15 protein-coding genes are annotated in these 12,167 nt (G+C 47.8%); 11 read left to right on the forward strand and 4 right to left on the reverse strand.

Features of this window, described 5'->3' with window-relative positions; translation table 11 throughout:
• Window positions 1–3: 3 nt before the first annotated feature.
• Window positions 4–357: a hypothetical protein gene (locus tag CBG25_RS00320; protein WP_290603661.1), complete on the reverse strand. Its 354-nt coding sequence runs from the start codon at window positions 355–357 to the stop codon at window positions 4–6.
• A gap of 50 nt (window positions 358–407) precedes the next feature.
• Between CBG25_RS00320 and CBG25_RS00325 the strand changes: the two genes are divergently transcribed.
• Together CBG25_RS00325 and pilM are read left to right on the forward strand one after the other, a co-directional pair.
• Window positions 408–602: a TcpQ domain-containing protein gene (locus CBG25_RS00325; protein WP_290603663.1), complete on the forward strand. Its 195-nt coding sequence runs from the start codon at window positions 408–410 to the stop codon at window positions 600–602.
• Window positions 602–1,048, forward strand: coding sequence for a type IV pilus biogenesis protein PilM (gene pilM, locus CBG25_RS00330; RefSeq protein ID WP_290603665.1), 447 nt, complete (start codon window positions 602–604; stop codon window positions 1,046–1,048). Before CBG25_RS00325 ends, pilM begins: the two co-directional genes overlap by 1 nt.
• Window positions 1,049–1,106: 58 nt before the next feature.
• On the opposite strand, the gene CBG25_RS00335 is transcribed toward pilM, so the two are convergent.
• A complete protein-coding gene (locus CBG25_RS00335; protein WP_290603666.1) occupies window positions 1,107–1,502 on the reverse strand; it encodes a DUF4354 family protein in 396 nt (131 codons plus the stop codon).
• A gap of 211 nt (window positions 1,503–1,713) precedes the next feature.
• On the opposite strand from CBG25_RS00335, the gene CBG25_RS00340 reads away from it, so the two are divergent.
• The 9 genes from CBG25_RS00340 to CBG25_RS00380 all read left to right on the forward strand — a co-directional run bounded on the left by CBG25_RS00340 (window position 1,714) and on the right by CBG25_RS00380 (window position 10,688).
• Window positions 1,714–3,351, forward strand: coding sequence for a PilN family type IVB pilus formation outer membrane protein (locus CBG25_RS00340; RefSeq protein ID WP_290603667.1), 1,638 nt, complete (start codon window positions 1,714–1,716; stop codon window positions 3,349–3,351).
• Window positions 3,351–4,646, forward strand: a complete 1,296-nt coding sequence (pilO2, locus tag CBG25_RS00345) for a type 4b pilus protein PilO2 (RefSeq protein WP_290603669.1) — start codon at window positions 3,351–3,353, stop codon at window positions 4,644–4,646. Before CBG25_RS00340 ends, pilO2 begins: the two co-directional genes overlap by 1 nt.
• The gene (locus tag CBG25_RS00350; protein ID WP_290603671.1) at window positions 4,633–4,833 is read left to right on the forward strand and encodes a hypothetical protein; all 201 of its coding nucleotides are present in this window, start codon (window positions 4,633–4,635) and stop codon (window positions 4,831–4,833) included. The genes pilO2 and CBG25_RS00350 overlap by 14 nt, the downstream gene beginning before the upstream one ends.
• 39 nt (window positions 4,834–4,872) lie before the next feature.
• Window positions 4,873–5,190 carry a type IV pilus biogenesis protein PilP gene (pilP, locus tag CBG25_RS00355; RefSeq protein ID WP_290603673.1) on the forward strand — a complete coding sequence of 106 codons (318 nt, stop codon included), beginning with the start codon at window positions 4,873–4,875 and terminating at the stop codon, window positions 5,188–5,190.
• 17 nt (window positions 5,191–5,207) lie between these two features.
• Entirely contained in the window at window positions 5,208–6,722 is a 1,515-nt protein-coding gene (locus tag CBG25_RS00360) for an ATPase, T2SS/T4P/T4SS family (protein WP_290603675.1), read from the forward strand.
• Between the two features lie 361 nt (window positions 6,723–7,083).
• Window positions 7,084–8,058: a transposase gene (locus tag CBG25_RS00365; protein ID WP_290603677.1), complete on the forward strand. Its 975-nt coding sequence runs from the start codon at window positions 7,084–7,086 to the stop codon at window positions 8,056–8,058.
• A 15-nt stretch (window positions 8,059–8,073) separates the two neighbouring features.
• Entirely contained in the window at window positions 8,074–8,430 is a 357-nt protein-coding gene (locus tag CBG25_RS00370) for a hypothetical protein (RefSeq protein ID WP_290603679.1), read from the forward strand.
• A gap of 153 nt (window positions 8,431–8,583) precedes the next feature.
• Window positions 8,584–10,425: an S-type pyocin domain-containing protein gene (locus CBG25_RS00375; protein WP_290603681.1), complete on the forward strand. Its 1,842-nt coding sequence runs from the start codon at window positions 8,584–8,586 to the stop codon at window positions 10,423–10,425.
• Window positions 10,425–10,688: a bacteriocin immunity protein gene (locus CBG25_RS00380; protein ID WP_290603683.1), complete on the forward strand. Its 264-nt coding sequence runs from the start codon at window positions 10,425–10,427 to the stop codon at window positions 10,686–10,688. Before CBG25_RS00375 ends, CBG25_RS00380 begins: the two co-directional genes overlap by 1 nt.
• Window positions 10,689–10,796: 108 nt before the next feature.
• Here CBG25_RS00380 and CBG25_RS00385 read toward each other — a convergent pair whose 3' ends face one another.
• On the reverse strand, window positions 10,797–11,396 hold the full coding sequence (locus tag CBG25_RS00385) for an ISAs1 family transposase (RefSeq protein ID WP_290603684.1): 600 nt from the start codon (window positions 11,394–11,396) through the stop codon (window positions 10,797–10,799).
• Window positions 11,397–11,467: 71 nt separating this feature from the next.
• On the reverse strand, window positions 11,468–12,167 hold a 700-nt coding region (locus CBG25_RS00390), incomplete at its 5' end, for an RNA-guided endonuclease TnpB family protein (protein ID WP_290603685.1).

Raw genomic sequence — 12,167 nt, forward strand, 5'->3', positions numbered from 1 at the left:
TCTTCATGGTGCCATCTCGCGAATGAGGCTCGCCAACCAACCCGGCGAAATCCCGGCCGTCACCCGTAACGTACAGTGGGGCAGTTCTAAGGTGATAAACGAATGCGTTTGTGCTTTCTCTGTCGTTGAGATTTGAGCAGTCAGCTTTTCATCCGGTGGGGTCATAAGGTCAGCTGGCACCATGGCGTGAATAAAATGAGTGGACTGTTCCCTCATAGGATAAAGACGCTTTTTTGCGTTGCAGAATGCGCTACGGGTAATGGCATTTTGACGACAATACTGAGTTGGATTTAATCCGGAATATTCTTGAGCTTCAATGATAGCTCGCCATTTCTCGTCTGTACGGTAAATTCCCATCTAATATTTCTCCTTAATTGTTAGCGTCGAATCATGACAAATTAGGAGAAGTGAAAAAATGTGGGGATTTAACGACGCTTACGGTTAATTATCAGATTGACGCGCCGCTAAAATTCAGTGGTGATTTTAAATCTGCATTGAGAAGTGTTTTAGAGTTATACCAGTCGGCCAAAAAGCCGCTTTATGCAGAAACCAATAGTGCGCAATGCCTGATACGCATCACCGATAAACCACCGGGGGGATGATGGGCTATTTAATCCTTTCTTTTCTACTGGTGTCGTTATCGTTGGCTGGATTTTATCAGCATCAACATGCTGACAATCTCAACAGTACTGAAATGACGACCACCACGACGCCACAGGCGATAGAGACGGTTCACTATATCAACGCGATTAATGATTATCTCTATCGCCATCCTGATGTGATTCACAATCCCAATGAAGTTGTTTTAACAGCGGCGCAAGTTGGTATTACGCCGCATTCGCTCATCCAGCATGTCATTGCCAGCCAGCGTGTTTTTGTCTGGCAACCTTTTTCACCGGGATTAATGGCGGCACTCAAAAACCAAACCCGCGATTCTGCGCTATTGGGTAGCGTCAAAAATCACCGCCTTTTTGATAATAGTGGGCGCGATATGCAGGTTGTCTTACCGGTACGTATCCCCAATGGAGCGATTGTTTATCTTAATTAGTCTGCTTACCTCAATAGAAAAATGCTGGAACAAAGCAGGCCCCCCCCTGCTTAATCGTTTATTTCTTATCGTTAATGTCGCATTCGTAGCTCAGTTTAACAATGGATGCGTCATAAACCGACTCATCATTTGATGCAAATACAGCCATGCCTTTAACTGTTTTTTTAGGGAGCAGATTTCCGGTTGTTAATGTTTCTTCGATGGTGTCGAGTTTAAAAGTTTTTCCATGTTTATTATAGGCTTTAAGACAAAATTTGCTTAAATCAGCATCTTTGTCACCAACATTGGCTAATGTAACATCGAAGCTTTTGGTATAAAAAGCCTGATTTCCTAGAGATGTTGCACCTTTATCCTGCTGTGTTGAATACACCACCAGGTTATCTGTTTCTACGGCACTGGCTATCATGCTTACTGATGAAAACGCTAGTGCGGTTAGTAATATTTTTCCTTTCATGGTGATTTCTCCATCTTTTTTATTTATTTAACGCGTATTTAATACCTTTCTTTTCTTTCTGTACAAGTGAATCGCCTTATCTCTTCCGGTTTTATGGAAAATAACTCCATTAGTACATCATCAATTGACACAGTGACTCCTGATTTATGGAAATAAGCAATCATTTTATCCTTTAATTCCTTTAAAAGTCCAAGATACAAAAGGATACACCATGCGAACTATTTTTTCTGCTGCGCCTTTACTGGTGGTGCTGACATTGTCCGGCTGCACCAGTATTGAGCGTATTAATCAAAACATGAAAAACAGTGAGGCGACAGACGCAAAGGCAAGGCAGCAGATGCAAAAATTGACCTCGCCATCACCTGTATTACGCGAAGCCACCCGGCAGTGGGTGAATCCCACCCCGATGATTGACCGGGCAGCGATAAAAAAAGCCACACCCCCTTGTACCATTACGATTAACCGGCAAGGCTCACTGAGCCTGCATGACGTTTCTGAGCGTATTACCCGCGTGTGCCGACTTCCCGTTTCCGTTACGCCGGACGCATTAACGCTATTGGGCGGCGTCTCTGGCGACCAGACCCGGCAGATGAAAGGCGATATCCCGCCGCCGGATGTCAATGGCATGGTGCCGCTGGCCGCTATCGGGATGGCATCACCCTCTGCGCCTGCGGCGATTAACACCCGCGCGAATCTGAACGGGCTTTACTGGAACGGCCCACTTGCCGGGCTGCTCGACACCATTGCCAGTCGCCTTGGTGTATCGTGGCGCTATGAATCGGGACAGATAGTTATCTACGCGCTGGAAACCCGGTCATTTACGCTGAATTTCATGGATTCACAGACCGATTACCAATCCAGAGTGGTGAGCGGCACCACCTCCAAATCCGGTAACAGTGGCGGGCAGAGCGGCAATGCACTGAGTGGTGATGCCACCACGTCACAATCCACCTCAACCACCATAAAATCCTCCCTGTATGCCGATTTACAGGGGGCGGTAAAATCGATGCTGACACCGGGGCTGGGGCGCATGTTCCTGTCAGCCGGTAATCTGACCGTCACCGATGTGCCTCGTGTGCTGGATACGGTTGAGCGCTTTGTGGAAGAGCGTAACCAGACATTAGATCGGCAAGTGGTGCTCAATATTGAAGTACTGAGCGTGGAAAAACGGCAAAAAGACCAGTTAGGACTGGACTGGAACGCCGTTTTTAACAATGGCCGTTTAGGGTTGTCACTCAGTCAAGCCTTTGGCGGTGCGGCAGGCAATATCATGAATGGCGGCTTCTCGGTGGTAGACGGGCGGCTGGCGGGGTCAAAAGTCTTTCTCAAAGCGCTGGCAGAGCAAGCTAAAGTCAGTGTCGTCACCCAACAGTCGAATACTACCACCAATCTTTCGCCGGTCGCCATGCAGGTAGCCGAACAGGAGGATTATGTGGCGCAGGTAACAACACAATCCACCGCGAATGTCGGCACCGCAACCTCGATCCAGCCCGCCACCATTACCACTGGCTTTTATATCAATCTGCTGCCGAATATCATGCTGGACGGTCAGCACCTGTTGCTGCAATTCGCCATTAATCTCTCTGAACCGCCTACCCGCCGTACCTTTACTTCTGGGGAAAGCTCGGTCGAGTTGCTCAATACCCAACTAAAAACCTTTACCCAGCGCGTAAAAATGAAAACCGGCCAGACACTGGTGTTATCCGGCTTTCAGCAGGCCAGCCGTAAAGGGAGCAAACAGGGCGTCGGTCAACCGGGGTTCTTCGGGTTAGGTGGCGGTCAACAGGCAGAAGACGGTGATCGGATGCTGGTTGTGCTCATTACCCCGGTTCTGTCGCAGGAGGGATAATGATGACGACAACACCGCTATTTACCGCGACGCCGATGGTGCGAGGTCGCCGCGTTTTTCTGGCCGGCATAGACTGGCTCCCCGTGACGTTACGAGCAGGGAAAAACGTTAAAAGCGAAGCGCGACGGCGCGGTGCAGATCGCGTGGTCAGCTATCGCTATCGGGACAGCCAGAAAAACCCGCAGTGGGTGATGGGGCTGGTTAATTGGGCGGCGTTGACCTTGCCCAAAGGCTGCAAGGACGGTTACGCGCTGGCACTGCTCATCGTCCGGCAACTGAAAGGCAGTGGCTACGCCATTATCGCGCTGGATAACGCGCGCTACGGCTTTGTTAGCAGTATCGACGGTGTGCTGATCAATGATGTGGTAGGCGACAAGCCTGCAATCGCACAGGCGCAAAAAAACTTTTGCCAGTTTAACCGCGAGCCGGAAGGCGGCTGGCAGATTTTCGCCCCGGCAGACTGGAACATCGCCGATAGCCAACCGTTTAATATGGAAGGCTTGCTGGCAGGGCTTCGTTTTCCAGCCAGTGCCCGCTTTCAGGTGACATCGCGCAAGCGGCGATTGTTAGGTCTGTTCACCCTGTGCGGCCTGATGTTGGCCGGTTACGTTGGCTGGTACGGGTATCAAACCCATCAGGAAGCGTTACATCAGGCGGCGATACGGGCGGCATGGCTGGCACAGCAACAGGTGCAAACCTCCCCGGCTCTGCGCTCACCGTGGCATGACACACCGCGACTGATGCCGTTTATTAACGCCTGTGCCGAACGCTGGCAAAAAATCCCCTTGTCGCTGGCAGGCTGGCGCTTTAAAGAGGCGCAGTGCGCACAGGAAGGGACACTACGACTGGCGTACAGCAAACCCGTTGGGGCCACCGTGGGCGATTTCGCTTACCGGGTGAAGCAGGTTTACGCCGGGCAAACGCCGCCGTATTTCAATTTACCCGGTCAGGGAGATACCGGCGGGTTTAGCCAACCGGTGACCTTCACCATCTCGCCGGATACGCGCGCCTTGCCGGAGGCGGATAATCAGATACAGCGATTAACCACCTTTGCGCAGCGGATGCGCTTGCCGATTAACCTACAGGAAGAGGATAACCGTCAGGTGAGCGCTAACGGCGAAGAGCGGATTTTGCCGTGGCGCCGTTTTAGTTTTTCACTGGAAACCACCATCCCCCCCACCCTGCTGTTTGATGAACTGGACGATCTGGGTTTACGCCTGCACGTCATCACGATCACGCTCAATCAGGGACGTTTAAGTTACCGGATGGAAGGAAAATTATATGCAAAATCATAAACGTGCTCTGTTTATTGCGGCGTGGGTAAGCACAGCAGCTTATGCCGAAACACCGCCGGTAATGGAAGAATACACCCTGCAACGGCTAGAGCAGATACAGGCCGAAACCGTCCTGCTGGAAGCCAAAGCCGCCCGCGCCCGCATTGAGGCTGTCGCAAAAGGGGTATTTACAATAAAAATAATTTAATTTTTTCTTTAAAATCAAAATATTGAAATCATTAAAAACATGATACTACCTCTTTTGCGACAGCCTCGCATTCAGCGCGAACTGGAAGAGAGCGGTATTGATGCCCGGACAGCAAATTTACCGCTTACGGGCCGGGAGTTGGCCATTTTGCCCCGCGCCGGGGGCTTACCGTCAGTAGAAGAAATTTACGGCAGTGGCAAACAACTGATGGCGCGTCTGGTGCTCTCCGATGGCAAGCGGGCCGAACTACGGCAAGGCGAACAGATCCCCGGCACCCGTTTTTGGGTTGAGGCGATTAGCGCCCGCGCAGTCCGGGTGGCTGACGGCAACGATAAACGCACATTAGCCTTTTATTAATGAGGAGAAAAAGAGTGATGTTAAATACCCTTCCACAGCCCGATGCCGATATCGCCCGCTTTGTGCGGGTGACACAGGCCGAGGACGGCATGATTGATATTTTTATCGCGGACAATTACCGCGAGGATTTTAAAGTTCAACATTTTGTCAGCCGGGTACAAAAAGCCTTTCCGGGGCGTACCCGCTGGGCCAGCCTGTCGCTGGATGAAATTGCCAACGTAGCGATACCGCAATCGACTGATGCACCGACCCATAGCATTAACCAGCAGCGGGTATTAAGCTACTTCCGCAAGGCCATTGCACTCTCGGCCTCTTATCTACATTTTACTATCGGGCGAGATGGCGGCGAATTTTGCTATGTTGAAGTGCGGGTGCACGGTGAATTGCAGAGTCTGGACTGCATCGACAAGGACGAAGGAATGGCGCTGGCGTCCACCATTATCCTGTCGATGTGTGATGTCACCGAGAAACAGTTTTACCCCAATCTTCATCAGGATGGCCGCATTGCCGAACGATTCTTAAAGCCACTGGGGATATTTGGCGCACGCTATGCGCATATGCCCGATGTGGGGGGGCTGTATGTGGCGATGCGCCTGATTAAGGATGACGGCGAGACGGTACCGTACTTTGAAACACTGGGCTTCTTGCCCGAGCAAATCCGGGTGCTGAAACGCCTGCTACGCCGTCCTGAAGGGATGATGATTTTATCCGGGCCAACCGGATCAGGCAAATCCACCACGTTACGCACAGCGGCGGCGGCCTACCTGTCGTTGTGGGGGTATGTCAACAAGTTACCGATACGGCGACTGTTAACCATTGAAGATCCGCCCGAAGGCCGGATTTATGGCGCGATCCAGACGCCGATTATCGCCGACAAGAAAAACACCGAAGAAATCAAACGCGCGTGGCTATTGTCGATGGCCTATGCCTTGCGTTGCGATCCGGATGCGATTTTAAACGGCGAAATCCGTGATTATGATTCCGCCATCACTGCCCTGAAAGCGGCCATGACCGGGCATATTCTGATGACCACACTCCATGCCAATGATGGACTGAATATCCTTGAGCGACTGGAAGTAGAAGGGGTATCAGGACGATTACTGGCCGATCCTCAATTGATGATTGGGCTGATAAGTCAACGGCTGGTACAGCGCTTATGTCCGCACTGCAAAATTCCCTATCTCCGGGTAGCTGAGCGGCTTGAAGAGGATGATCGCGATCTGATTGAACAGTATTGCCAGCCTGAAAAGGTGTTTATGCGCCATGTTGAAGGGTGCGAACACTGTTTCCATGGCATTGTCGGGCGGATAGTGGTGGCGGAAGTGATCGCCCCGGATGCGCAGTTTTTTGAACTGTACCGGACAAAAAGCAAAGCGGCAGCGAAAACCTACTGGCATCGGACGCTGGGCGGCATTACCCGTAATCAGCACGTGTTGCACTACATCCATGCCGGAGAAGTTGATCCGCTGGCGGCGCATTTCATTTGCCCGATTGATGAGGACAGTTATACGTTGTTGCCGTTAGAAAGTTAAAACGTCCCAATCAAGGGGGCTAAAAACAAAACCCGTCTAGCACTGACACGGGTTTATCGCTTCCCTGATAACGCTCACGGGCTTCGGCGGTCTGGCCTATGACATCACCTGTCACCCCATCACACCGCCTTCCATGCGCTGACGCGCATCGCAAAAACAAACCCCGCGCAACACCAATCTGTCCCCCCCCGCGAAGCGTTGACTTCGTGTTAGAATAGATTTACTGTATAAATAAATAGTATTGATGTAAGGAGCGTTATCTGATGGCTGACGAAGAAGAAAAAATCACAAGCACGAGTTTCGCAATCTCCAAAAAAGAAGTATAAATTTAAAAACAAGAAAAAATCAGGGTATTCATATTTTGTCCGGTTATCCATGTATTAAAGATATCTATAAAACATTCTTACAAGTAAGCAGTTTAAGATACTCTGGTTTGGCGTTATCAGAAGTAAGCCCATCGCCTTTATCTCATGACACTGTTAGCCGATGGCTAAAAAGTAGATGTTTTCGACCTAAAGACCTATGGCGATTAGTTGAACCTTCTATAGACAAAAAAAGCCCTTGCGTACTAATTGCCGATGATACATTGATTGCCAAAACACGTAGTAAAAAAATAGAGATGGTCCATTATCAATATTCAGGTAATGAACATGATGTTATTGCTGGCATAGGTTTAGTTAATTTGCTTTGGCATGATCTGACGAAGGTTGAATCAATTCCTATTGATTATCGTATTTATGATAAAGATTCTGATGGAAAAACAAAAAACACGCACTTTTCCGAAATGCTCGCTCTTGCTAAAAAAAGAGGGATCATGCCAGAAGCGGTAGTGATGGATGCTTGGTATTCTAGCCTGGATAACCTGAAATCAATTCGCTCTCATGGTTGGGTCTGGGTAACCACGCTGAGGAAAAATAGGATTGTTAACCATAACAAACAACTGAACAAGTTAGACATCTCAGAAGAAGGAACGTCAATACACTTGCGAGGATATGGTTGGGTGACCGTTTTCAAATTTACAGCCAAAAACGGCCGTATTGATTACATAGTAACAAACAAAGAGAATCCCACCCGTCAATACGTCAAATCTATCATGGATGCCCGTTGGTCTGTTGAAGTTTATCATCGAGAAGTTAAACAAAACTGTGGTATTGAACGTTGTCAGGCTCGCACGAGCCGAGCGCAAAGAAATCATATTTTTCTCGCTATTTCTGCGTGGTTTGAACAACATAAACGTCGTATATCTGAAAAAATAACCCTTTATCAACAAAATTGGGACGTAATCAAAAATGCTATTGCTGAGCACATCCGTGTTTTATTAGCGTACCCAAATTAGTTTTGTGCGAAACTCGTGACAAGAAAAAAACGCAGTCCCAGTTGGACCGGATTCGGCGGGCGAGATAATTCTCGCGGTTATGATAGTCATAATCTCGGGGGCCATACGACTGACCATGGTGACGGTACTGCCACCACAACCGATAATCGTGGCTCGATAAGCCACTATTCAGGCAGGGATCGCCACTCTGGCAGTCATACTCAGCGTGGTGGTGGCAATAACGGCTCATCAAATGGACGTCAGAGAGGACATGTCATAACAAAGGCGGAAAGAGAAGCGACTTTAGCCAGAGATCAACGTGCGCGAGCGATGCTCAGTCAGGCTAGCTCTCTGACCATTATGAGGCTGTCGCAAAAGGGGTATTTACAATAAAAATAATTTAATTTTTTCTTTAAAATCAAAATATTGAAATCATTAAAAACATGATACTACCTCTTTTGCGACAGCCTCATTATGGGTGGGGTATTAACGCCCGCTGGTCAGATGGCACCGATATTTTCTGTCCCGGGCGTGGGAAGTCTGGCATTGACCGATACCATTGGTGCTTCCTTGCTGGCAGAATTAAACAGCGCCATCAACACCCTGAATACCGTGGCAACAACGACTGCTGATGTTGCCTTGAATGCCGTTTCCAGAGGATTTGTTCTTGCGTCCATTTTTTATTCACCCGCGGTAGGTACAGGCAGTGATATCGTACCGGGCCGCACACGAGAAAACTTTCTCTCACTGTCAGTCCCGGCAAAAGCAATGGGATTACCGCATCGAGATGCGCTTCAACAGGCGGCCAAAACATCGGGCGTGATAAGTCTGCCCGTCAGGGGAAAACTCGCGGTGACGGAACGGCAAGTCGATGTCAGGGTCGTCAAGACACAGAACATCCAGTCTGTGCGCGTGGTTGAAGCAAGCCATGATGAAAACACCGGGCTGTATACCCATTCACTTCCTGATAATGACATCGGTGAGCTTAACATCGTGACGACGCCGATAAAAGAGTCCGTCATTCAAGGTCAGCCACCCTTAGTGACACCTTTACCCACTGTGCCCATAAAAATGCATCATGATGGTCATTCCTCATCGGCTTCAAAACCTTTGCCAATACCCGTGTCTAAAGCGACAGCATTCCATGATGTTATTGTCGTTTACCCTGAAGCCGCAAAGATGGAGCCGGTTTATGTGATGTTCGAGCCGAAAGCGCATAGCATCGCCGAAGCTGCACGCCAGCATCACCCAGAGCCGTTAACCGAAGAAATAACTGAAACCAAAGGGCTGGTTAAAGTCAAATCCCGCACAGCGTCAAAAACCGGCGAAGGGATGAAGGGGCGTTGGTTAAGTGCCGTTGATGGGGCGATATACGAATGGAACAGCGAAATAGGCAAGCTGGAAGTCGTGCAGCACCCATCAAAAGCAGCAGAACAAAGCCTCAAAGAGGCAGGAGAACATCATTATCCTACTCCATTAACCGAATCATTGACTGACTATCGGGGATTGCTGGAAAGCCGTGTAAAAACGCCAGTTGCTGATGGAAAAGGGAAAAAATTCCGTTGGACGGACGCAACGGGAGAAACACTGTACGAGTGGAACCCGTTAACCGGCAAGATGGAAACTTATAAAGCTGGGCGCTGGGAGACGGAAATAAACCGTAGCGGCGAATCAGTACGCATCTGGGTGGTTGAAAGCGTCATTGACCCGGCTACAGGGCTTTACGGCATCACCCTACCGGATGAGCAGGGCAAACAGGGGCGGACGGTGTTAATCAGCCCAATAAAAGCACCGGGCGCTAATGGTCTGGGTCATTTGCTACACCCAGAGGGACGGCAAATCGTTATCCTGAATACCGGTAATGGCGCGCCAGTTAAAACGCCCCTCGTCACGGTATACCCCAATCCAGTACAGCCTAATATTGATTCTCAGATAGCGGTGCCGCCATTGGAGACTAACTATAAACCGCTCTATGTGATGTTTAACAACCCTCGACATTTGCCGGGAGTAGTAACAGGAAAAGGTCAAGAAGTTACCGGGAACTGGTTAAGCAAAGCAGGAGAAGAACTTGGCGCTCCAATACCTAGTCAAATTGCAGATAACCTGCGAGGTAAGAAATTTAATAACTTTGATGAATTTAGAAGGAAATTTTGGGAAGAAGTATCTAAAGATACTGAATTATCCAAGCAATTTATCAAGAGTAACCGAGACAGAATGCTGGTAGGAAAAGCGCCTAAGTCAAGAAAAAAAGATACTATAGGTAAGAGAAGTTCATTTGAACTCCATCATGAAAAGCAAATTAGTAAAGGTGGTGAAGTCTACAACATGGATAATCTTCGTGTTACCACTCCTAAAAAACATATTGATATTCATAGAGGAAAACAATAATGGAACTTAAAAACAGCATTAGTGATTACACCGAAGCTGAGTTTTTAGAGCTTATGAAAGATATTTATAAAGAAAATGTAGCTGAAACAGATGATAGGTTGGATTTATTGATCAGTCATTTTGAAAAAATAACTGAACACCCAGATGGGTCAGACTTAATTTATTACGCAAACTCAGATGAGGAAAGCACTCCAGAGGCTATCACTAAAAAAATAAAAGAATGGCGAGCTACCAACGGAAAGCAGGGGTTTAAAGCTGAATAGTAAAAACCTCTGTGAGGTGGGGTATGGGATTAAAACTAGATTTATCATGGTATGACAAATCAACAGAAGACGGTGTTGGTCAGGGCGGGATTCCACTTTGGTTAAATATCAACCAAAGAGCAATTGGCTTCTAAATTTGCTGTTCCAACCAGCACGATTTCGTTTACTTCGCGTGCTGTCCTTGATCTTATTTTGCTTCAACAACGCAAGTGCCACTCTGTTTATCAGGGCAATATGAGCGGCTCCAGTCGCATCACTCACGCTTAACTCGTCTTCTCTGAACACAACGTCCAGCACCCAGTGCAGTTGATTTTCTATGCCCCAGTGGCTGCGGATGATGTGGGCAACATTTTTGGGCGCCACATCGAGCGAACTCAAGTAAAATCGGGCGTCACAGCTGATTTTACTGTTTATCTCCTGCTCAGTGCCTATCTCAATAAAGCTTTTTATGTGTGGCCATTGCGCTCTGAGAGATGCTGGTAGTGTAGCGCTAATCTGCATGACGCGCCGGACTTCACTACGACCATGACCTTTGCTCTTTTCCACGTATTCAGGCAGCTGAGGGTCATCGTAGTTAGTAGCGAACGCCTGCTGGACGTGTTGAAAGAGTTTCCCCTGATTCGCCTTAAGCTGGACGACAAAATCGCCTTGCTGTTGGACGATTTGGGCCATCGTATCTTTCTGGCAATGGAGAGCATCCATTGTCACTACGCAATCTTGTGACTTGCTCCCACCACTAAATCAAAACTGATTATAGTGGGGGCTTCTTATGACCCCTATTAGCTCATGCCAATAGCTTTCGTTGTAGCACCAGCACTGACAGGTATTGCTACAAGGGAGCTCTTTACATAATCGCTATGCCCTAGCGAATCAGCTAATCCTTGATGACAGATATTGATCGCAGCGTTGATATCTCTATCATGCTCTTTTCCACACTCAGGACAAAGCCAATAACGTATTGATAGAGGCATTTCATCCATTTTGTAATGACAACTGTGACATATTTTTGAACTGGCAAAAAAACGATTGACTGTAATAACATTTTTGCCATGCCATTCACTTTTATACTTCAATATCCGAATAAAATTACCCCATGAAACATCATTTATGTGACGAGATAACTTTCTGTTTTTTGTCATTCCTTTGATATTTAGATCTTCTACAACAAAACTCGTTACTTGGCTTTTGATAACAAGTTCCGTTGTTTTCTCATGTAAAAACGCTTCTCGTTTTTGCGATATTCTTTCGTGTATTACTGCAACTTTCTTCTTCTGTTTTTTGCGTTTAGATGACCCGATTTTTTTACGCGATAATATTTTTTGTTCAACTCGCAATTTCGGTAATTCCGAGTTTAGAAAACGGGGATTATTTTCTTTATAACCAGAAGATAATATAAAAGCATGGGATAATCCGAGGTCAATACCTATACTTTTTTCTGGTCTTATAGTTTCAGGGATTGGTGACATAAAACCATCATCG

Source organism: Arsenophonus sp. ENCA, from assembly GCF_002287155.1.
Classification (GTDB): Bacteria; Pseudomonadota; Gammaproteobacteria; order Enterobacterales; family Enterobacteriaceae; genus Arsenophonus; species Arsenophonus nilaparvatae.